21 protein-coding genes and 1 pseudogene are annotated in these 21,473 nt (G+C 65.5%); 8 read left to right on the forward strand and 14 right to left on the reverse strand.

Annotation, left to right across the window (positions count from 1 at the left end; all coding sequences use genetic code 11):
* Positions 1–54 precede the first annotated feature (54 nt).
* Positions 55–1,194 carry a pyridoxal phosphate-dependent aminotransferase gene (locus tag NAF06_RS13615; RefSeq protein ID WP_008581307.1) on the reverse strand — a complete coding sequence of 380 codons (1,140 nt, stop codon included), beginning with the start codon at positions 1,192–1,194 and terminating at the stop codon, positions 55–57.
* The gene (locus tag NAF06_RS13620; RefSeq protein WP_008581308.1) at positions 1,191–1,679 is read right to left on the reverse strand and encodes an Lrp/AsnC family transcriptional regulator; all 489 of its coding nucleotides are present in this window, start codon (positions 1,677–1,679) and stop codon (positions 1,191–1,193) included. The genes NAF06_RS13615 and NAF06_RS13620 overlap by 4 nt, the downstream gene beginning before the upstream one ends.
* A gap of 152 nt (positions 1,680–1,831) precedes the next feature.
* Between NAF06_RS13620 and NAF06_RS13625 the strand changes: the two genes are divergently transcribed.
* Positions 1,832–2,698, forward strand: coding sequence for an aldo/keto reductase (locus NAF06_RS13625; RefSeq protein ID WP_008581309.1), 867 nt, complete (start codon positions 1,832–1,834; stop codon positions 2,696–2,698).
* A 32-nt stretch (positions 2,699–2,730) separates the two neighbouring features.
* Here NAF06_RS13625 and NAF06_RS13630 read toward each other — a convergent pair whose 3' ends face one another.
* Positions 2,731–4,083, reverse strand: coding sequence for an adenylosuccinate synthase (locus NAF06_RS13630; protein WP_251106166.1), 1,353 nt, complete (start codon positions 4,081–4,083; stop codon positions 2,731–2,733).
* A 313-nt stretch (positions 4,084–4,396) separates the two neighbouring features.
* Between NAF06_RS13630 and NAF06_RS13635 the strand changes: the two genes are divergently transcribed.
* A complete protein-coding gene (locus NAF06_RS13635; protein WP_004595838.1) occupies positions 4,397–4,702 on the forward strand; it encodes a hypothetical protein in 306 nt (101 codons plus the stop codon).
* 83 nt (positions 4,703–4,785) lie between these two features.
* Here the strand turns inward: NAF06_RS13635 and NAF06_RS13640 are convergent, their stop codons facing one another.
* The 3 genes from NAF06_RS13640 to NAF06_RS13650 all read right to left on the reverse strand — a co-directional run bounded on the left by NAF06_RS13640 (position 4,786) and on the right by NAF06_RS13650 (position 8,741).
* Positions 4,786–7,056, reverse strand: a complete 2,271-nt coding sequence (locus tag NAF06_RS13640) for a DUF7527 domain-containing protein (RefSeq protein ID WP_008581312.1) — start codon at positions 7,054–7,056, stop codon at positions 4,786–4,788.
* A 142-nt stretch (positions 7,057–7,198) separates the two neighbouring features.
* Complete coding sequence (locus NAF06_RS13645; RefSeq protein WP_008581313.1) at positions 7,199–7,672, reverse strand: NUDIX hydrolase; 474 nt, start codon at positions 7,670–7,672, stop codon at positions 7,199–7,201.
* A 94-nt stretch (positions 7,673–7,766) separates the two neighbouring features.
* Entirely contained in the window at positions 7,767–8,741 is a 975-nt protein-coding gene (locus NAF06_RS13650; RefSeq protein ID WP_008581314.1) for a transcription initiation factor IIB, read from the reverse strand.
* A 334-nt stretch (positions 8,742–9,075) separates the two neighbouring features.
* On the opposite strand from NAF06_RS13650, the gene NAF06_RS13655 reads away from it, so the two are divergent.
* A complete protein-coding gene (locus NAF06_RS13655; RefSeq protein WP_008581315.1) occupies positions 9,076–10,251 on the forward strand; it encodes a M24 family metallopeptidase in 1,176 nt (391 codons plus the stop codon).
* 99 nt (positions 10,252–10,350) lie between these two features.
* Positions 10,351–11,535, forward strand: a complete 1,185-nt coding sequence (locus NAF06_RS13660) for an MFS transporter (protein ID WP_008581316.1) — start codon at positions 10,351–10,353, stop codon at positions 11,533–11,535.
* Between the two features lie 37 nt (positions 11,536–11,572).
* On the opposite strand, the gene NAF06_RS13665 is transcribed toward NAF06_RS13660, so the two are convergent.
* The gene (locus tag NAF06_RS13665; protein ID WP_006628286.1) at positions 11,573–11,809 is read right to left on the reverse strand and encodes a DUF7120 family protein; all 237 of its coding nucleotides are present in this window, start codon (positions 11,807–11,809) and stop codon (positions 11,573–11,575) included.
* 108 nt (positions 11,810–11,917) lie between these two features.
* Between NAF06_RS13665 and NAF06_RS13670 the strand changes: the two are divergent.
* A pseudogene (locus NAF06_RS13670) lies at positions 11,918–12,515 on the forward strand (DUF7998 family protein).
* Between the two features lie 94 nt (positions 12,516–12,609).
* On the opposite strand, the gene NAF06_RS13675 reads toward NAF06_RS13670, so the two are convergent.
* The 4 genes from NAF06_RS13675 to NAF06_RS13685 are packed head-to-tail and all read right to left on the reverse strand — an operon-like array spanning position 12,610 to position 14,838.
* Positions 12,610–13,188 carry a response regulator transcription factor gene (locus tag NAF06_RS13675; RefSeq protein ID WP_204365277.1) on the reverse strand — a complete coding sequence of 193 codons (579 nt, stop codon included), beginning with the start codon at positions 13,186–13,188 and terminating at the stop codon, positions 12,610–12,612.
* A 56-nt stretch (positions 13,189–13,244) separates the two neighbouring features.
* Entirely contained in the window at positions 13,245–13,652 is a 408-nt protein-coding gene (locus NAF06_RS13680) for a CBS domain-containing protein (RefSeq protein WP_049908552.1), read from the reverse strand.
* A 22-nt stretch (positions 13,653–13,674) separates the two neighbouring features.
* Positions 13,675–14,007, reverse strand: a complete 333-nt coding sequence (locus tag NAF06_RS15570) for an ATP-binding protein (RefSeq protein WP_080507128.1) — start codon at positions 14,005–14,007, stop codon at positions 13,675–13,677.
* Complete coding sequence (locus tag NAF06_RS13685) at positions 14,008–14,838, reverse strand: IS5 family transposase (protein ID WP_251106146.1); 831 nt, start codon at positions 14,836–14,838, stop codon at positions 14,008–14,010.
* Between the two features lie 572 nt (positions 14,839–15,410).
* Between NAF06_RS13685 and NAF06_RS13690 the strand changes: the two genes are divergently transcribed.
* From NAF06_RS13690 to NAF06_RS13700, 3 genes are all read left to right on the forward strand, one after another.
* Complete coding sequence (locus NAF06_RS13690; protein ID WP_080507129.1) at positions 15,411–15,608, forward strand: ATP-binding protein; 198 nt, start codon at positions 15,411–15,413, stop codon at positions 15,606–15,608.
* Between the two features lie 94 nt (positions 15,609–15,702).
* A complete protein-coding gene (locus tag NAF06_RS13695) occupies positions 15,703–16,068 on the forward strand; it encodes an Ig-like domain-containing protein (protein WP_049908554.1) in 366 nt (121 codons plus the stop codon).
* 347 nt (positions 16,069–16,415) lie between these two features.
* Complete coding sequence (locus NAF06_RS13700) at positions 16,416–17,069, forward strand: AIM24 family protein (protein ID WP_008581321.1); 654 nt, start codon at positions 16,416–16,418, stop codon at positions 17,067–17,069.
* A 1,110-nt stretch (positions 17,070–18,179) separates the two neighbouring features.
* Here NAF06_RS13700 and NAF06_RS13705 read toward each other — a convergent pair.
* The 3 genes from NAF06_RS13705 to NAF06_RS13715 form a co-directional block, all read right to left on the reverse strand.
* Complete coding sequence (locus tag NAF06_RS13705; protein ID WP_152418722.1) at positions 18,180–18,752, reverse strand: hypothetical protein; 573 nt, start codon at positions 18,750–18,752, stop codon at positions 18,180–18,182.
* Between the two features lie 195 nt (positions 18,753–18,947).
* The gene (locus tag NAF06_RS13710) at positions 18,948–19,667 is read right to left on the reverse strand and encodes a CPBP family intramembrane glutamic endopeptidase (RefSeq protein ID WP_008581322.1); all 720 of its coding nucleotides are present in this window, start codon (positions 19,665–19,667) and stop codon (positions 18,948–18,950) included.
* A gap of 389 nt (positions 19,668–20,056) precedes the next feature.
* Positions 20,057–21,451, reverse strand: coding sequence for a DUF6498-containing protein (locus tag NAF06_RS13715; RefSeq protein ID WP_049908556.1), 1,395 nt, complete (start codon positions 21,449–21,451; stop codon positions 20,057–20,059).
* Positions 21,452–21,473 lie beyond the last annotated feature (22 nt).

A 21,473-nucleotide genomic window follows, 5' to 3' on the forward strand; every position in this document is an offset into this window, starting at 1 on the left:
CTGGAGAGGCCGATTCCGTCGCCGCGATCGGCTGTGGAACTCCCAGTCCGAGGCTCAGCGGTCCTCGACGAACGTCGCGATCCGGTCGGTCGCCTCCTTCAGCTCGCGCATCGAGGTCGCGTACGAGACGCGGAGGTGCCCCTCGCCGCCCGCACCGAAGACGGATCCGGGGACGACCGCGACGCCCTCCGCCTCCAGCAGTTCCTCGGCGAACGCCTCGTCGTCGCCCCCGCACTCGGGGAACGCGTAGAACGCGCCGCCCGGCTCGAAGGTGTCGAGGCCCATCTCGTTGAACCGCGAGACGACCAGCCGGCGGCGGCGGTCGTACTCGTCGACCATCTCCGCGACCTCGTCGTCGCAGCGGTCGAGCGCCTCGATCGCGGCGTACTGCGGCGTCGTCGGAGCCGACAGCATCGTGTACTGGTGGATCCGGTTCATCGCGTCGATCGCGTCCGCGGGCCCCAGCGCGTACCCCAACCGCAGCCCCGTCATCGCGTACGCCTTCGAGAAGCCGTTGACGACGACGGTGCGCTCGCGCATCCCCGGCTGGGTGGCGATCGAGGCGTGGTCGTCGCCGTAGGTGAGCGCGGCGTATATCTCGTCGGCGACGACGCGGAGGTCCTCGTCCCGGCAGAACGCGGCCACCTCCGCGAGCTCCTCGTCGGTCATCGTCGCGCCCGTGGGGTTGTTCGGGTAACAGAGAACGAGGAGGTCGGCGTCGGCCGCGCCCGCCGCCTCCAGCGACTCGCGGGTGAGCGCGAAGTCGTCCGCGGCCCGCGTGGAGACCGTCAGCCGCTCGCCGCCCGCCAGCTCGATCCCCGGCCCGTACGAGATGTAGGTCGGCTCGTGGACCGCGACCGTGTCGCCGGGGTCGACGAGGGCGCGGAAGGCCAGGTCGACCGCCTCGCTCGCGCCGGTCGTGACCAGCACCTCCGACTCCGGCTCGTACGACTGGTCGTAGCGCTCGTGGTGGTCGGCGATCCGCTCGCGCAGGGCGGCCATTCCGCGGTTCGCGGTGTAAGAGGTCTTCCCGCGTTCGAGCGAGTCGATGGCGGCCGTGCGGGCGGTCCACGGCGCGGAGAAGTCCGGCTCGCCGACCCCGAGGGAGATCACGTCGTCGCGCGCCTCCGCGAGCTCGAAGAACTTCCGGATCCCCGACTCTGGCAGGGTGCGCGCGCGGTCCGAGATCCTCATGGCGACACGGAGAGGCGGTCGTCGTCGTCGCCGTCCTCGAACCGGATCCCGCCGTCCTTGTACGTCTCCATGATGTAGTGGGTCACCGTCTGGGTGACCGCCGGCATCGGCGCGACCTGCTCGGAGATGAACTCGGAGACGTCCTGCATGTTCTCGCCGAGCACCTCGACGGCGAAGTCGTAGTCGCCGGAGACCAGATGGAGGGCGTCGACCGCGGGGAACTTCGCGATCCGGTCGGCGACCTGCTCGTAGCCGGTCTCGCGGTCGAGTTCGACGTTGATCTCGACGACCGCGCGGATCTTCCCCTCGTCGACGCGGCCCCAGTCGACGACCGCCTGGTAGCCGTGGACGACGCCGTCCGCCTCCAGCGCGTCGATCGCGTCCGCTACCGCCGCCGCGTCGAGGCCCGTCTGGGCCGCGATGTCGTCGATGTCCTCGCGGGCGTTCCGCGCCAACACGTCGAGTACCTCGCGCTCGGCGTCCATACCCCACGATCGCGCGGGGGCGGTATATGAGTAGCGACGGGCGCAACACGGGCGATCGGCCGGAAGGATCGAGAGGGCCCTCGAAACGACGCGCCGTCACGCGCGTTTCCGCCACCCCCACCGCTTTCCGCGTGGCGCGGGATCGGTCGATCATGGCTTCGGACACCACCGGCAGGAGCGAGACGTTCGACATCGGCGGCGACCTGACCGTCGACCGCCTCGGCTTCGGCGCGATGCGGGTAACGGGCGATGACATCATCGGGCGACCGGGAGACGAGGAAGCGGCGAAGGAACTCCTCCGGCGGGCCGTCGACCTCGGCGTCGACTTCGTCGACACCGCGGACTCCTACGGTCCGGGCGTCTCGGAGCGGCTCATCGGCGAGGCGCTCGGCGACCTCGACGACGTGGTCGTCGCCTCGAAGGCCGGCCTGCTCCGCAACCGCGAGGGCGACTGGCTCCCCCACGGGGACCCCGACTTCCTGAAGAACCAGGTGCTGTGTAGCCTCGACCGCCTCGGGACCGACGAGATCGACCTCTACCAGTACCACCGTCCGGACCCCGACACCGACTTCGAGGAGTCGGTCCACGCGTTCGCGGAGATGAAAGACGCCGGCCAGATCGCCCACGTCGGGCTCTCGAACGTCACCGTCGAGCAGCTGGAGACCGCGATGGAGATCGTCGACATCGCCACGGTCCAGAACCGCTACAACGTCGGCCACCGCGACGACGAGGACGTACTGGAGGCCTGCGAGCGCCACGACGTGGGGTTCATCCCGTGGGGGCCGATGTACGCGGTCGAGGAGGGCGAGTCGGCCGAGACGTTGGAGGAGGTCGCCGGCCGGCGCGACGCGACGCCCCAGCAGGTCGCGCTGGCGTGGCTGCTCGACCACTCCGACGTGACGCTGCCGATCCCCGGTACCTCCAGCGTCGACCACCTCGAATCGAACGTCGCGGCCGCCGACCTGTCGCTGACCGACGAGGACCTGTCGGCGCTCGACGCCGTCGACGCGCAGGAATAGACGCGGAGTCCGGCCCGCAGAGGGGGCTCGCCCTACTCGTCGAACGGGTTCGTCAGTTCGACCGTCTCCTCGCGGTCGGGGCCGACGCCGACCGCGTAGATCGGGGTGTCGATCTCGTCGGCGACGAACTCCAGGTACTCGCGGGCGGCCCCGGGTAAGGCGTCGTACCCCTCCTCGGCGACCGCGGCCGAGTCGAACGGCTCCCACGTGTCGAGCGTCTCGTACACCGGCTCGCAGCGCTCCCAGCGCTCCGTGGTGGTCGGAACGGTGTCGAGCTCTTCCCCGTCGAGTTCGTACCCCGTACACACCTTCAGCTCGTCGAGTCCGGCGAGCACGTCGACGTGGTTGACCGCGACGCCCGTGAAGCCGGAGACGCGCGCGGCGTGCTGGAGCATCGGGAGGTCGAGCCAGCCGATGCGGCGCGGGCGTCCGGTGACGGTGCCGAACTCGCCGCCCTTCTCGCGGATCTCGTCGGCGAGCGCCTCCTCGTCGGCGTCGCCGTCGAGTTCGGTCGGGAGCGGCCCCTCGCCGACCCGGGAGAGGTACGCCTTCACGATGCCGACGACCTCGCCGTCGCCGACCGTCGTGACGCCCACGCCGGAGCCGACGGCCGCCGCGCCGGCGGTCGGGTTCGAGGAGGTGACGAACGGGTAGTTCCCGTGGTCGACGTCGATGTGGGTCCCCTGCGCGCCCTCGAAGACGATCTCGTCGCCCGCCTCGCGGCGGCGGTGGAGGTAGTCGGAGCAGTTGACGGTCATCCCCTCGTCGGCGAGGCGCTCGCCGATCGCGGCGTACCGCTCGTGGAGGGCGTCGACGTCGAACGCGTCGGCGCGGCCGTCGTCATCGAGGTCGAGCCCGTACACGTCCTCGACGAGCGCGCGCTTCTGCGGGACGACGTACTCCAGTTTCTCGCGGAGCACGTCGGGGTCGAGCAGGTCGGCGATCCGGACCCCGCGCCGGCCCGCCTTGTCCTCGTAGGTCGGACCGATGCCGCGGCCGGTCGTGCCGACCGCGTCGCCGGCGTCGTCGTCGGCCTTGACCTCCTCCTCGATGCCGTCGAGCACGCGGTGATACGGCATGATGACGTGCGCGCGGCGGGCGACGCGGACGTCCGGGTCGAGCCCCCGCTCGCGCAGGTCGTCGATCTCCGTGAACAGCGTCTCGGGGTTGACGACGCAGCCGTTTCCCAAGATTCCGACGGTCCCGCGGACCGCGCCGCTCGGAACCAGAGAGAGCTTGTACTCCGTGCCGCCTTCGACGACGGTGTGGCCGGCGTTGTCGCCGCCCTGATAACGGACTACGACGTCCGCGTCCCCTCCCCATCGGTCGACGAGCGCGCCCTTGCCCTCGTCGCCGAGCTGGGAGCCGACGATGGTGAGTGTCATACGACCTGCCGATTCCCGGCCGGGGGTAAAACCGATTACGGTCTGTGATCGCGATATAACCACGAACGTGGATCGAGAAATTAGTACACGGATCCGAATACGCTCGTTCGTGTATTCTCGCGTCGCCGTGCCGCGGCGGCTCCTCCCGCCGTCCGCCGCGTCGGATCGATACCGCGTCGCCGTACCGCGATCGAACACGTTAACTACTCCCATGTCGAAGGCCGAGATCAACGCGTCCGTTCCGCCGCGGACGCACGCTTCTCCGCCGCCGACAGCAACTTTTAAACGGGGGCATGACGAGTTAACATGTGCCATGATAGACCGATTAGAGAAAGAGGTAGACATGCTGGAGCGGCACCTTCAGGTCCTGCGAATGGTCATCGAGAACGAGCCGATCGGCATCGTGAAGATGTCGAACGAGACGGGCTACCCGCACCACAAGGTCCGGTACTCGCTGCGCGTCCTCGAAGAGGAGAACCTCATCGAGCCGTCCAGTCAGGGAGCGATCACCACGGAGCGGACCCACGAGTTCGTCGACGAACTCGACGAGAAGCTCGACGAGACCGTCGAGAAGCTCGGTTCCATGCGGATCGACGACGCAGCGGAACTCGAGAACTGAACGGAACTCCGATTTCGCCCGCCGACGCACGAGCCGCGTTTCCTCGCAGCCGAAAAGGACTGATTCGAAGCGCCTAACGACGCCTACAGGTCGGGGACCGTCATGTGGAACCCGCCGTCGCGCGCCTCGACGAGACACAGGTGGAACCCCCGCTTGCGCGAGAGCTTCACGAAGCTCGCCCGCTTCGACCGGCTGAACAGCCCGCCGCCGACCGCGTCGCTCGCGGTCTCCAGCGCGCCCGGCTCGAAGAAGCTCTCCGTCACGGCGAACGCCCCGGCGAACGTCTCGTTCGACTCCGCGATGTCGCGCCCGTTCCCGACGAGCGACTCCAGCGTCCCCTCGGGCGTCGGGTCCCGGCTGTCGTTCAGGTCGGCGACGAACAGCGGGTGGCCCATCCGGTCGCGCAACACAAGGTCGAAGGTCCGCTGCTCTCTGGTCTCCTCGCCGCCCTCGCGGAGTTCGATCGACACCGAGCCGCCGATCTCGGCGCGGTCGACCTCGGGGAGCGCGTCGTAGAGGTCGCGGAGCGTCCCCTCGTTGCCGGTCCCGCGGACCTCGAACGGGAGGTCCTCGACGAGCCAGCGCGTGAACCCGTACTCGATGGTGTCCTCTAGGAACTCCTCGAACCCCCGCCCGTCCACGGCGAGCCCGTCTGTCTCGAAGCTCGTGTGGTGTTCGACCCGGAGGTTCTCGCGGAGCGTCTCGCGGTCGACGCTCCCGTCGTGGGCGTCGGCGAGCGTCGCGCCCTCCTTCGACTCGTACCTGATGAACAGGTTCGTGCCGTTGCGCGCCTCGGCCGGCGTGAGCGCGCGCTCGGCGTCCGGGAGCCGCTCCTTCGCGTCCGAGAGCTCGCGGCGGAGGCGGTCGCGCTCGTCTCTGAGCTCCTCCGTCTCGGCCTCCAGCCGCTCGACCTCGTCGGCGAGTTCGTCGCGCTCCGTCGCTATCTCGTCGCGCTCGACCGCCAGCCGGTCGCGCTCGTCGGCGAGCGACTGCCGCTCCGTCTCGGTCTCCTCCAAAGCCGCCTCCAGCTTCCGGACCCGCTCGGGGTCCGCGCCGCCCGCCGCGTCGCGGCCGTCGCGTTTCGAGACCGCCGACGATGTCGACGACGACGACCGCCCGGTCGACCGCGGCGACGGGGACCCGCCGTCGGGGTCCGACTCGCTCCGCTCGGTCCGGCCGCGTTCGTCGGCCGACCGGGAGCGCTGCGAGGACGCGGCGCGGCGGTCGTCCGGCGCTCGGGGCTCGCCGCCGGCTTCGGAAGGATCGAGCGCGGGGATCGACTTCTGTTCGCGCCATTCGGCCTCCTCCGAGAAGACGTCCTCGGAGCCGGGCGCGTCGCCGGCCTCGGACCCGTTCCCTCCGGTCGGCGACGGTCGTCCGCGGCCGGCGTCGCCGGGACCGTCGCCCTCCGCGGCGTCGGCGGCGTCGGATGCGTCGGCGTCCCCGATCCGGACCGCGTCGGACGTCCGCTCGCCGTCGTCCGCGGCGGGAGCCGTCTCGGAGCCCGTCGCGTCGGCGGACGTGCTGTCGTCGCCCTCGACGGGTGTCCCGGGCGCGTCGCCGACCGTCGGATCGCGGTCGGCCCCGACGCCCTCCGGCTCCTCGGCCGGTTTCCCGCCGGCTGGTTTCCCGTCGGCCGGTTCCCCGGCGGCGTCGTTCGGGGCGTCGGGGTCCGTCGAGGCGGTCGGGTCGATCGCGGCGTCAGCGCCGGCCGAACCGTTCGGGTCGGCCGACCCGGTCGTCTCGGCGGCGTCGCTCTCGTCGGTCGTCTCGGCCGGGGCGGCGGTGCCCGAGTCGTCCGCCGGGCCCTCCGCGCCGTCCGGGAGGGGGCGCACGTCCAGGTCGACCTCGTACACGGTGTAGATCCCGACCTCGTCGGCGGCGAGGTCGAACGCCTCCTCGCCGGTCTCCAGCCGCCTGGCGTTGCCGACGTACGCGGCCGCCATCGACTCGCCGCCGGTGTAGGCGACGTAGTAGTCGCCCGAGAGGACGTTCTCCGACAGCTCGATGTAGCCGGTGAATCCCCCCTGCGAGAGCTTGCGGTCGGCCTCGGTCAGCGGCGTGTCGTTGGTGTAGTACTTCGCCCGCGGCTCGCCGCCCAGTTCCTGCATCGCGAAGAGCACGGGGAGCGCCTCGTCCGGGGCCCGGTAGACGGTCCCCGAGGCGTCGGCGAAGGCGTCGAGCGTGCCGTCGACGACGCCGACGACCTTCCCGTCGGCGAAGAACAGCCAGCCGGTCCCGTCGGTCGCTGCGCCGGAGAACCCGTCGCTGACGATCCGCCCGAGTCCCGCGAACCCGTCGGAAAACGAGCGGTCGTCCCACTCGCCGATCGCTTTCCGTCGCTGTGCGTCCATCGTTGTGATTACGTCGCCAGCACCGACCCAAATACCTTCCGGAGCGTGAGACGGCCGTCTGACGCGGGATTTTCGGACCGGACGGATCGCCGACGGTCGGCGGCGGTCGCCGGATCGGCCCGGCCTCCCGACCCCGGATCGCTCAGTCGTCGCCGACGGCGGCGATCGCCTCCCGGCCGAGGTCGACGACGTCCTCGGGGAGGTCGCTCGCCGCGAGTTCCGCCGGGGCGTACCAGCGCCAGCGCTCCGGGTCGACCTCGTCGTCGCCCTCGGGGGCTATCTCGCGGGAGTCGACGCGGGCGTAGTAGAGGTGGTCGACGTGCTGGTGCCCCACCGACCCGTCCTCGTGGACGTTGATGTCGTGGAGCATGAGGTGGGCCGGCTCCGGGAGTCCGCGCGTGTTCGGGCCCGTAACCGCCGACTCCGTCGCGACCAGTTCGGGCTCTAGCCCCGTCTCCTCGCGGACCTCGCGGCGCGCGGCCTCGTGCGGCAACTCGTCGCGGTCGACGTGGCCGCCGGGCGGCAGCCTGATTCCGAGCCGCTCGTGGTCGTGTAGGGCGGTCGCCCCGTCGTTGACGATGTACGTCGTCGCCGTGAAGTGGCGAGTCGTCTCCATGGTTTCGGGTGGCGACCCGCCGCCTTCGCGGTTTCGGCTCGGGCGAAACGCGAGGGGGTGTCGAACGCGTCGAGAGAACGAGACGACGGAGCGGTCAGTTCAGCGCGACCGAGTCCTCGGCTTCGAGGAGCTCGTGGTACCGGTTGCGGATGGTGACCTCGCTGATGTTCGCGACCTCGCTGACCTCGCTCTGGGTCACCTTCTCGTTGACGAGCAGCGAGGCGGCGTACACCGCGGCGGCGGCGAGGCCGACCGGCGACTTGCCGGAGTGGATGCCCTGTTCCTTCGCGGTGTCGAGCAGGCTGCGGGCCCGGCGCTCGGCCTCGTCGGAGAGGCCCAGATCCGAGGCGAACCGCGGGACGTAGCTCTCGGGGTCGGCGGGCTGGATCTCCAGTTTCAGCTCGCGGACGACGTAGCGGTAGGTCCGGGCGATCTCGTCCTTCTCCACCCGCGAGACGGCCGCGATCTCGTCGAGGCTGCGCGGCGTCCCCGCCTGCCGGGCGGCGGCGTACAGCGACGACGTCGAGACGCCCTCGATGGAGCGGCCGGGAAGCAGGTCCTCGTCGAGCGCGCGGCGGTAGATGACGCTCGCGGTCTCGCGGACGTTGTCGGGGAGGCCGAGGGCGCTGGCCATGCGGTCGATCTCGCCGAGCGCTTGCTTGAGGTTGCGCTCCTTGGAGTCGCGGGTGCGGAACCGCTCGTTCCACGTCCGCAGCCGCTGCATCTTCTCTCGCTGGCGGCTGGACAGCGACTTGCCGTAGGCGTCCTTGTCCTGCCAGCCGATGTTCGTCGAGAGCCCTTTGTCGTGCATCATGTTCGTCGTCGGGGCTCCGACGCGCGACTTGTTGTCCTTCTCCTTGGAGTCGAACGCGCGCCACTCCGGCCCGCGGTCGATCTCGTCCTCCTCGACGACGAGCCCGCAGTCGACGCAGACGGTCTCGCCGTGTTCGGTGTCGGTCGCTAACTGTCCGCCGCACTCGGGACACCGAAGCTCCTCCTCTTCGGTCTCCGACTCGGTCTCGCTCTCGTCGACGTGCTCTGTCGTGTACGTTCGAAGGTTCTCGCTCATTGGTTTGGTACGTGGAGGGAACAACGGAACCGAGAGACGATTCTCGGTGTTTTCCTCACCCTCAGGTAAGTGACCCAAATAGTTAAAAGTTCGCGTGTTTGGTGTGTCGAGAACACACCCGAAAACGACGTGTAAAACCCTGTAAAAATCGGGTTTAGCGACGAGACGGACGGAAGAAATCCGAGAGCGAAACCGACGCGTTCCGAGCGGGGGTGTGGTATATAGTCGTTTCGCGGCGTCGGCGCGGTGTCCCGCCGGTCCGCCGCGGTCTCGCTCGCCCCCTCGAAGTTCCGCGAGGACAACCGCTTTGAGCGTCGCCCGAGCAGTATGGCTCATGAACCGAACGCGGCTCGACGAGACGCTCTCCGATCTGGACGCCGACGGCTACCTGCTCGACGCCTCGCAGGAGGACGCCAACCAGCTGTACCTCTCCGGGTTCACCGGCCCCGACCCGTTCCTCACGCTGTACGCCGACGGCGAGGTCCACGTCCTCGTCGGCGGGCTGGAGTACGGCCGTGCGAAGGACGAGGCGACGGCCGACACCGTGGAGCGCCACGCCGACTACGACTACGAGTACGGCGGCCGCGAGGAGCGCAACGACATGTACGCCGCGTTCGTCCGCGACAAGGGCGTCGAGTCCGTCTCGATGCCGCCCCGGGGGCCGGTCGGTACCGCGGACGCCCTCCGCGAGCGCGGCGTCGACGTGGCGGTCGACACCGACGACCGGCTCCAAGACGTCCGCGCGGTGAAGACCGACGAGGAGATCGACGCGATCCGCGAGGCGCAGAAGGCGAACGAGGCCGCGATGCGGGCCGCCGAGGACCTGATCGCCGGAGCCGACGTGGCGGGCGAAGGCGACGACGCGGAGGCGGGCGTCCTGCTCCGCGAGGGCGAGCCGCTCACCAGCGAGCGCGTGACCGAGGAGATAGAGGTGACGCTCCTGCGGCACGGCTGCGCGCTCGACGAGACGATCGTCGCCGGCGGCGCGCAGGCCGCGGACCCGCACGACCGCGGCTCCGGCCCGCTCCGGGCCGATGAGGCGATCATCGTCGACATCTTCCCGCGCTCGAAGGCGACGAAGTATAACGCCGACATGACGCGGACGTTCTGCGTCGGCGAGCCGGACGAGACGCTCCGCGAGTGGTACGACCTCACCGAACGCGCGCTGGAGGCCGCGCTCGACGCGGTCGAACCCGGCGCGACCGGCGCGGAGGTCCACGCCGCCGCCTGCGAGGTGTACGAGGAGGCGGGCGAGCCGACGTTCCGCACCGACCCCGAGACGGAGACCGGGTTCATCCACTCGACCGGTCACGGCATCGGCCTCGACGTCCACGAGTCGCCGCGGCTCGCGAGCGGCGGGGAGGAACTGGAGCCGGGCCACGTGATCACGGTCGAGCCCGGCCTCTACGACCCGGAGGTCGGCGGCGTCCGGATCGAGGACCTCGTCGTCGTCACCGAGGACGGGTACGAGAACCTCACCGACTACCCGATTCGGTTCGCGGCCGAGTGACTCCCGGCGGCGGGCCGGAGCCGCGACGGCCGCCCCGCCACACCCGGCCCGTCTGACCGCGATCGGAAGCCGCTTTGACCCGCGTCGGGTACGTCGACCGTGAACTGGCGGTACGAACACACGGCGCTCGCGCTCTGTACGCTCGCGTTCACCGGGACGATGGTGGCGCGGCTGGTCGTCAGCCCGCTCGTCCCGCAGATCACGGCGCAGTTCGGCGTGACCAACGGCACCGTCGGGCTGGCGCTCAGCGGGATGTGGCTCACCTACGCGCTGGCGCAGTTCCCCTCCGGCGTCCTCGGCGACCGCTACGGCGAGCGCCGCGTGATCCTCACCGCTGTCGGTGCCACCGCGGTCGCGTCGGTGCTCCTCGCGGCGTCGCCGTCGATGCTCGCGTTCGCGCTGTTCGCGGCCATGCTCGGCGTGGGGGCAGGGCTCCACTACTCGGTCGCGACGACGTTCCTGACGCGGCAGTTCGCCGACACCGGCCGCGCCGTCGGCGTCCACGTCGCCGGGGGGCCGCTCGCGGGCTTGGCGGCACCGCCGGCCGCCGCGCTCGTCGGGTCGCGCTACGGCTGGCGCGCCGGCGTCCTCCTCGGGGCGGCCGTCGCGGTCCCCGTGTTCGCGCTGTTCGCGTGGCGGGTCCGCCCGACGGAACCGCTCCGCCCGGACCAGCCGATGGGCGAGCGGTTCGCGCTCGGCCCGCTCGTCGAACTGCTCTCGCGGCCGGGGATACTGTACACGACCGCGCTGGCGACGATGGGCGCGTTCGCGTGGCAGGCGACAGCCTCCTTCCTCCCCACATTCCTGGAGGTCGACACCGGGCTGTCGACCGCGCTGTCGGCGCTGCTGTTCTCGGTGTACTTCCTCGTCCACGGCGGCACCCAGCCGGTGACCGGCTCCGTCTCCGACCGGATCGGCCGCGACGCCACCGCGATGGTGACGATGGCCGCGGGCGTCGTCGGCTACGGGACCCTCGTCGCGGCCGCCACGCTCGACCTGGGACTGCCCGTCACCGTCGCCGGCGTCGGCTTCGTCGGCCTCGCGATGTCGTGGGGCGCACCGGTCCAGTCGCGGTTCATGGACCTGCTCTCCGACGAGGAGCGCGGGGCCGGGTTCGGGCTCGTCCGGACCGCCTACATGGTCACGGGCGCGTCCGGCAGCGTCGTCGTCGGGAGCGTCTCCGACGCGGCCGGGTGGCCGGTCGCGTTCGCGCTGCTCGCCGCCGTGATGGCGCTCGGGCTGGCGACGCTGTCGGCGAACCGGCTGCTCGGACTGGGGTACTGAGTCGGACGGTCGGGAGAACGAGGTCGGCGCGCGAGCCTCAGAGCCGGTCGTCTTCGAGGCTACCGGGGTCTTCGGCGGTGTCGAACATGTTGTTCTCGGCACCGTCGAGCATCTCGTCGCGGCGCTCGTCGTCCACGACGCTCACGTTGTACGCCTCGATGCCGGACGCGATGAGGTCTTCGGCGGCCTGCTCCTCCGAGACGAACTCCTGTTCCGCCAGCTGCTGGAACTCCGCGTACACGTCGTCCGAGAGATTCAGTTCGAAAGTGGGCATACCCCCCGTTCCGACCGGACGCTTTTAAATTGTTCCCTCGTCGCGGCCGACGCTGCCCCGAAGACGTTCGGGGTCAGGGGTACCCGGCCGGGACGACGACTCGTATCCATGCCCAGTTTCCCGTCCCCCTTCGGCTCCGACGACGACGGCCTGTTCGACGGCTACGACGAGTTCGTGGCCGGGAGCCCCCCGTGACCAGGGATATTCCTCGACGGCCACGACGTCCTCACGGGCGCGGACCACCTCGCGTTCCATCGGCTCACCCGCGACTGCTTCGAGGAGTGAAAGTGTACGACATGACGTTCGACTGCAACCTCGCACGGTTGAACCTCGACACGCGCCACGAGGACGCCGGGTTCCGCTACGCCGTCGAGCGGGGCGACGCGCCGGACACCGCAGACGCCGTCGCGGCCGAAGACGCCGCCGTCGGCGCTGACCGCGTCCTCCGCGCGGAGTCCACGCCGACGACGGCGTTCTGCCCCCAGACGCACACGCTGACCGTCGGCGCGTTCCGGGCGTGGAACGGCCTCGCCGACCGCCACGAGTACGACCTCGCCGGGTCCGCGCGGCCCCGATGTACAACCAGAGCAAGGCGGTGAACGACCGGCTCGCCGAACTGGAGGCGAGCTACCTCGAAACGGAAGCTGTTGCGGTCGAATCGAACGAAGGCGTCGAGGCCGGGCCGACTGTACCGACGGAGCGATAGGGACGCGGAGCAGTTCGACGGGTGCGCCGTTGCGACGATCCACGACGATCCAAGTTGTTCCGGCCCTTCGACGGCGGGAAACAGTGACCGGCAGCTATGACGAGAACATATCGTCGTCGTCGGCCCGCGAGTCGAGGTTTCGCGCAATCGTCTCCACGACGAGTTCTGTCTCTCGTGGCGAGAGTTCCGCGGTGACGTCGCCCAGTTCGGCACTGGTCTCGGTCGTCTCCTCGACGAACTCGGCGAAGTCCTCCCTGTCGTCGAGCGCGGTCGGGTCCTTCTCGCGCTCGATGGCCGCCTGTTTCACCGAGCGCGTGATGTACTCCCTGACTTCGTTGTCGAGGGAGCCAAGTGTCACGAGCCGCTCCACCAACCGACTGAGTTCCGACATGTCGGTCGGCTTGTTCAGGTAATCGTCGAAGCCGATCTCTAGAATATCCCAGTCTGGTGCGACCGCGGTAAGCATCGCCACCGGCTGGTCGTGACCGTCGTCGCGGAGTCGTTCAAGAACCTCACGGCCCGATAACCCGGGCATTTTCCTGTCGAGTAACACCACATCGGCCTCGTCATCGAACTCGTCGAGCGCTTCCTCGCCCGAGTTCGCCACGCTGACGGCGTACTCGTCTTCGAGTGCCGTAGCGTACATGCTGGCTAATCGCTCCTCGTCTTCCACTATCAGAACTGTTTCTTGCTCACTTGTCATGACAATCTCCGTTGTTGGTGATTTCACTACGCATCGGTCCACTCACTCCGCCTGTCGTCCCGCCGTAGCGTATCGCTGGTGATGTTCGAAACGTTGTCGATGATGTCGTCTTTGGTGAGTATCCCGAGCACCTCCATCTCGTCGACGACCGGCAGACACGACACCTCGGAGTTCTGTATGCGCCCGACGGCGAGCAGCGCAGTGGTGTTCGGCTCTATCATCGCCTCGAACCCCCGATCGAACCCGGACACTGGGATTTCGCTGAGCGGGGAGTCCGTCTGGTAACACGCGTGGAGAACCTTCCTCCGAGTGATGATGGCCGAGGGAGTTTCCCCCTCCTCGACGACGACGTGATTGACATCGTCGCGAAGCATGGCGCGGACGGCCCGGTCGAGCGTCTCGTTCCGCTCGACGGCAGCGAAGTCCTCCGTCATTATCTCTTTTATCAACATGGGATCAATTCAGTGAGGCGTCCGGCTCGGCCGTCGGGAACACGAGTCTGACCACGGATCCGCGGGGTTCGTTCTCCGCAAACTCGAGACCGCCGCCGGAGTTCGTGACGACCCAGTTGACGAACCAGAGACCGAAGCCACTGAGATGTTGTAGCTGATCTTCCTGATCCGCTCTGAGAACGTCGATCTCTTCCTGTGGAACCCCGGGGCCGTTGTCGGCGACGCAGAGTGCTACCTCGTCTCTGTCCGTCCTCCGTTCGAGAGTTACCTCGATTCGGGGCGTCTCGGCGTCGTTGTGTTCGATCGGCTGTGTTGAATCGCTGTAAGGCGTAGAGATTCACTGTTTGACGAAGCGCTTGATGTTGTAGACCATACACATCAGAGCGATCTCGCGGAACTCACGGAACCAGGACCGCGCTCGCACGGCGAAGCCGAGCGAGCGCTTCACAGCCGAGTTCACGGTTTCGGTCATAGAGCGCTGATTGTAGCGATTATCGTCGATTCTGGCGTTGTGTGCGTGGTCGTACGGCGCGAAGATGCGGTGCTTGATCAGCGGTCTGATCCCAAGATCGCGTAATCCTTCGCGGAGCGATTTCTTGTCGTAGCCCTTATCGGCCGCAAGAGACCGCAGATCGCCCGCGTTCCGGCGGGCGATCTGCTCAGCGAGATCTGCGTCACTTCCTTCTCGGTTCGTCGAGCAGTGAACGTCAAGGACAGCTTGCGACGCTGTATCGACGAGTTTCGTGACTTTCAGCTTTTGAACGCGGTAGCTGATTCGCTGGCAGTAGTGGCGGCTGGCTGGTGAGCGGTCGTAGAATGTGGCGTCGATCGCGGCGTGTTCGGAGAGATCGTGCAGCTGCGCCGACTGGCGCAGCAGCACTCGACAAACACTCATACTGATCCGGTCGAACGCCTTACACAACGTGGACGGCGCAGGGAGATCGGCCGCGCTAAGGCCGATCTCCCCGGTTATTTGTGGCATCTCTTTGAGCAGGCCGATCGTCATGCGGTACGATGTATCGAGGTAAATTCGCAGACAGTGGAGGGAAACGAGTGCGTAGTCGGCGAATCCGCCGCCGCCTTCCGGGGCGGCGGATTCGCCTCCATCGCCAGTAACTCTTTGAGCAACCGGCACAACCTCCCCGATGAAGCGGGAGATTTGTGTCATAGGCAACCGAATCTTCCCGCTTCAACGCCTTTGATTTAGCGACCTACCCTGCCGCCGTATGGCGATTCAACACAGCCGTTTGAGGGTTTTAACAGAGCCAGAAGACTCGTTCGATTTTGAGGAGTTCCTCCGGCTACGCTGCGCGTTTCAGCACTTGCGGAGTCATAACGACTGCCATGACAGCAAGACCAAGTGCGAACAGGCGCGGGACTCCAGTAAAGAAGGTGACCCCGATTACTGCGACAATCGCTGCCTGTGTGAGTGCAATGCCGTAGCGGACTACTGGTCGCCCAAGGATGGAGGACATCAACCTGAATTGTAATTACTTAGTTATTAATACCTTCTCTGTGTCTCTCGCGATGAAATTTATCACATACAGGTGCTGCCGGCATGATGAGATCGTCTATATACCGATTCCCGAGTCTGCCCAATATTTTCGATGACTGAATATGTGCGTTGTATCTTGTACAGTGATCTAAACATCATACGCAGCTGATAGCCATTCCAGCAGTCAACACGTGACTCTATTACTGGCCTAGTTCAGGATGAGTCGGACCGCTCAGTGACAGTTTATTGCGGTCGAGGACAACGGTCCGGGGATCCCGCCCAACGAGCTGACGCTGCTCGAACCCGGCCAAGAGGACGTGCTCAATTACGGGAGCGGCATCGGCCTCTGGATCGTCACCATGGTGATCGACGAGATCGACGGAGCGCTCCGATACGACGCCGGTGACGACGGGACGAGGATCACGCTTCGGATCGAGGGCTAACCCTCACGTTCTAGACGCGTCGCGTCGTCCCCACCGTCTCAGACCCAGAAACTGGACTCCAGTGTATATGATCCAGCGGTTCGGACAGTCACGTATGCAAGCACGACAGCCGGAGCGTGAAGTGGACGCGGCGGAGCGAACCGACTCACGGGCACCGAACTCTGAGAGTGCGTTCGTCCGGAATTACGACAGCGCGGAGGCCCGCACCGTCACCGTCACTGTCATCGATTCGGACGACAAAACCGTCGTTGAGCGGTCCGTGACCGTCAGCCCGTCCGCGGCGTCGAGCCTTCGATTCCCACTCGAACGCGGAGTGTACCGCGTGGAGGTGCGTTTGGCCGATGGAACCGACGATAGTGCTATGTGTCCGATCGGCAGCGACCCCGAAGAGTGCGCGGTGGTCGAGTGCGGGAACGGAATCGTCAGCGTCACGACGCTCGCCGAACCCTCGGCGTGCTGAACCGGCGGATCCGGTTCGGAAACGGCGTGAGCGGTCAGATTCCGAGAAACGAACGGAACCAACGTCAGGGGGTGTCGCGACCGCGTCTCCGTGTCTCCACCTCACCGACGCCAACGTCGACTCGCGCCCGCTCGCGTCTCTACATAGCTAGACACGCACAAGCTGCCGTGAGTGCGGTGGCCGACGCGAGCGTCGAGAGGAGGGCCATCGCTGCTACGTCTACTTGATCATAACACCTAGTTCCCGTAAGAAACTACTGGGTCACGTCGCCCGTATCGACGGCTGCGGAGTTGCTCGTTGTGAAGCACGCGGCCGGATTTATGCGGTGTCTTAGTATTTGTGTTCGTATGGACGTTTCACAGTTCACGTCCGAACACGGCCCGACCGACAGCGACGAACAGTTTCAGTTGGAGAACAAGTATCTGCTCGACGTCGCCGTCGACGGGAGCGTCGTTGCGAAAGCGGGTTCGATGGTGGCGTTCACCGGGGACCTCTCGTTCACCGGTTCGGCCTCTGCGGGGGGCGGTATCACGGGCTTCCTGAAGGAGGCCGCCACCGGTGAAGGGACACCGGTGATGACCGTCGGGGGACACGGCGACGTGTACCTCGCCGATCAGCAAAAGAAGATACAGGTCCTTCACCTCGGCGCCGACGATGCCATCACGGTCAACGGCGAGGACGTGCTTGCGTTCGAGGACCGCGTCAAGTACGAGATCAGCACCATCGACAGTCTGGCCGGGTCCTTCGCCGGTGGGTTCACGAACGTCTACCTCGAAGGCCCCGGCACTGTCGCAATCACCACGCACGGCGACCCGGTCGTGCTCGAACCGCCGGTGTCGACGGACCCGAGTGCGACAGTTGCGTGGAGCGGCGTGTCACCCGACGTGAAGATGAACACGAACCTCTCCGATATGGTCGGCCAAGAGTCCGGCGAGCGTTTCCAGATGAACTTCGACGGCGCCGGCGGGTTCGTCGCTGTCCAGCCGCACGAGGAGCTGTAGCCAGCGCCTTGACCGCTTGGAAGAGTTCGTCAAGTATTACCGAGCCGGCGACGGTGTCCGCCACACGGGCCGCCTCGACCCGGCCCTCGGCGAGCTCAACCCCGACCCGAGGCGGACGAAATCGAGGCCACGACCCCGCGTCCTCAGAGCCTGACGCCGACCCGTTCGACTAGTTCTAGGAAACGGACTTCCGAGCCGCGACCGATCGAGGAAGACGGTGAGCGACGTGGCAGCGGGTCGGCAGGCTCACACAACAATAATCCCGATTCCCATACTTGCGTGGAGCGCACTAAACCGCTGCTGGAGACGAGGCCGTAGGAAGCCGCGCCAGCCTAACTCCTCTAGCCCGCTGGCCATTCAGCGGTTATTCGGAAGCAAATGGCGCGATAGCACTCTTTGAAATGGCCATGAGATTCTTTTACCATGTGATCGTACTTGTGGAACAGTCTCTCCGTCAGACACAATGGCCAGGTGTTTTTTATTGGCCGGTTTTAATTAGCAATCGATGATTGAGGGAGTTTGGCTAAGTCATCCACATGGCGTACTCCTCAACACTGGGGCAAGGAGTCTGACCGGTATTGTGTTGACTATCGGGTTTGTCGTTGTGGTGAATCTCGCGATCAAGCTAATCAAAAGTATGTTCAACTAATCAGCTTTGTTGAGCTACTATTTTTAAAATACAGTACTGCTTGGAACAGCAGGTCGATGAGACTGCGTCTACCCTTATCTGGGCTGACACAGAGGATAATAATATGCCGGATATTAGACCCGAGAAAACCGTCATCTAACTGAAACAGTCCTACCGATAGGTCTTGGTCTTCTACTGGTCATGTACACCATAGCCCGGTGGACAGACATTCGCACCTACACTCCCTCGATTATCGGGTATTTCATCCTATGTATTGATCTCTCGTTGTGGGGTGTTTCACCTAATCGGCGCTGGTGACATTACTCATCTGTACTGACCGCAAGAGAGACAAACCACATATTTTAATTATTTTAACAGAGCTAATTAGCTACAAAATCACAAACAGCACCCAACGAATAAATCCTCACTATGATCGCAGGTTATGTTCGATACTCGGGGGAGCTGCCCACTCAGAACACGTCTCACTCTAGATCTAACACATAGCGGATAGTTGCGCCACACCCATGCGCAATCACTAGTGCCGGCAACAAGATAGCAGAAAACCCAACGAGAGCCGGGAATAGATCAGGAACGGATCCAACAGCGATTGCGGCAACGATGACTGAAAACACGCTTGTGAGAACCGTGACTGCTAGTAGTGTTTCAACGGCCCGGGTTATCGTGTAGATGGTCGATATGACTCCTTGGCCATCGGTGAACGAGACCCCGTGACGTCGGACCTCGACTTGGGCATGAAATAGTAATAGAGACGACAGTACACCGAGCGAAACAAATGCGATAGCCGCGATGACGCTGCCGATACTAAGAATGGTCGTCTCACCCTCTATGGCGGTGAAAACGCCAAACGTGACGAAGGGAACAGATAATATACCAACACCGATCGCGATGACTGCGAGAGCGGCCTCGACGTAGAGACCGTTTGCGGCTACCCACGCACCGAATCGCTCTGTGCGTGAGCGTAACGGAGGCTCTGGCCCAGTAGGCTCGTTTGGGGAAGTCTGCTCTGTATCCGCCGTACTGTTGGAGGGGTCCACAACAGGTGTACTGAACGACTGACCCGCATAAGTTCCTTACTGGCTGTTTCCCAGAGAGCAACTGTTGGCTACCCTCCTCTTCACGAGTGGGCCTCCACGCTGTTACTGCTGTGACCTGTCTACGGAAGGAATCGGTTGATGGTTAAAACAACTGAATGAACCGATTTTGCTTCCCATTGGAAGAGTAAGACTCGATCACACTGGGAGCAGTAGCCAGTACCCGGCGTGTGCCAAAATCGGTACGCTCAGATTCTTCGTTCGCTCATATCCCGCGCCCCAGAGAAGGCCTCCACAGAACGTGAATATCACTGAAACAAGCCCTCCGGAGAGGAGGAAATGTATCCCCCCAAACAGGAGAGCACCGATGACGACGCGACCGGACGCTTCGAACGCATCTTCGAGAGTGTCATGAATGACTCCTCGAAACAAGAGCTCCTCTATCGGCGCCATAACGAGGAACATGATCGCGAGCCCGGGAACAGCGAGTTCTGGCTGTTCAACGAAGACACGCCACTTCGATACCCCGCCGCTGTGGCCACCGTGACTGAGACCGACCACGGGTAACAACGGCGTGATAATGTTCACACTCAGTTGATATCCCACCACGCCCGCGACGACCCATCCAAGCCCCTCCGCTGACGGCTTCTGAATCCGTTCCATAACACGGAAATCGTCACGCCATCGGACGTAGCCGAGCACAACAAGCCCGAACCCGGGCTGTACGACGTAACCGCCTAGCAGATTCCCAAATACACTCCATATTGTCGAAATCTCGGCGTATATCGGGGACACGACGATAATCGACACAAACGCACAGAAGACGCCCAGTGCTGCGAGTGTCGCGGCTCTGATGACAGTCTGAGAGCGATCCCATAACGCCGGGACCCGGGACGACAGGTCGGCTTTCGTTTTCATGCTTCACTCACGGGGAGTCAGCCAGTTAATACGGATTTGGGCGTTTCACCTTGGGAAACAACGCGTTCACAGCAGCGTCGAGAATCAGTATACAAAGCGGTTGCTTATCTCGTTTTAACCGTCTCTCGCGCGCAATCTCATTAGTCACCCATTCCCCAGATAACCCCGGAACAGCCGTCTCTCCACTGTCAAAGTTGAATCCTGAATAGCCCTCTTCTCGGAGATCCTGCCTCACACGCTCTCAGTCCTTCATTAGTCATCTCATTGAGCAATTCCGATGATAAGCATTTGCTCTGTATTGTACACGATCGGTCAGAATGTATCACTTCCTTAGAATTTTGACAGAGTCGGAGCTGCCAATACCAGCCGAGCACTCGCACGGCGTTGGCTCAGGCGCCTGGGAGCGCCCACTTCCACGCCGATCTGAAGATGACGACGCCGAACGGGCCACCGAACCCGGCGGCGACCGCCCCAACGGAGGGAGCAGAGTAGGCGATCCCGGCGACAGCGGCGGCACCACAGGCTCCGACCACGGCTATCACTCCGGCGACGCGCCGATCGAGTGGGCCGAACGCCGTCGTCTCGACGGGGAGTTCGAACGCCCCGACGGCCTGGTTGTACTCTCGGAGGTGTGCGACGCTGTAGTCGTACTCACCCGCAAACGTGGTGATCGAGAACGTCCGAGTGCGACAGGCGCGGTCGACGAGCTCTCCTTCACACAGCTCGGCGTCCCAGATGTCGTCGATGGGGGTTGCCCACTGGACTGTCTTGGTGAGGTCGTCGTACGCGACTACCGTTTCGTCGCGGCGCTGGTACGTCAGCGTGCCGTGGGCAAGAGCGTACTCGATGGCTTTCAGCCCGCCGATGCCGGCTGGTAGGAGGCCGAAACAGACCACCGCGGCGGTGAGCGCCCTTACCGACCCGGCGGTGAGCCCGACCCACGCGAAGAGATATACTGGCCCGCTGCTGACTGCGGCCGTCGCGCCCTGCCAGAGCGCGGTGGCCCGAACAGCGCGCCGGCCCGGACGGACCTCGGCTGCCGGTGGCGCGTCTGGAGCCGCCACCGGCGGGAGCGTTCCTTCTCCCTCCTCTGGGTCGAACGCCACCCCGCTGCGGTAGCCACGCCACTCCGCGAACAACTTCACCGCGACGAACGCGACCAGCGCGCCGGCCGGGCCACCGACGATCGCGACTATGAGTGCCACCACGGCCAGCGTGCCTTCAGTCGTCGCGCTCGCGACGACGTCTCGGGGCGTGCTTATTTCGTAGCGTCGCGTCCGGAAGTACTCGCGCTCTATGACGCCGATCTGGGAAACGATGAGGAAGACGATGCTCGCCGCCACGCTTGGGTCGGCAAGCGTCGCCGGCACGTCGACGAACCGGCCCAATACGAAGAGGAACGCCCCGGCGAGCGAGACGGCAGCCCCGAACGCCCGCAAGGCAAACGGGACGTTTCGAGGGTAGATCGGGGGGAGCGCTTCGATGATCGCGGCGCTTCCGCGCCGGCGGTTGAGGTCGCTCGGGCCGACGGATACTCCGCCTGACTCGTCAGACTTGAGCGGGTTGTCCTCGTTGGGACGCTCTAGCTCGTCGTAGTTCGGCGGGCGGCGCGCGAACAGCGCCTTCACCCCGGCGAACGGGACGGCGACGACCAGTTCGATCGCATAGACGACCGCGAACGTCTGGGCGCTCCACCCAAGGTAGAACACGCCGACTAGTGGGACGACGTTCGCTACGACTGTCAGCAGAAATCCAGCAGACGAACCGTTCGACCGTGACGCCATCGATTCAGTATATGTCAGTAGT

Source organism: Halorubrum hochsteinianum (genome assembly GCF_023702125.1).
Taxonomy (GTDB): Archaea; Halobacteriota; Halobacteria; order Halobacteriales; family Haloferacaceae; genus Halorubrum; species Halorubrum hochsteinianum.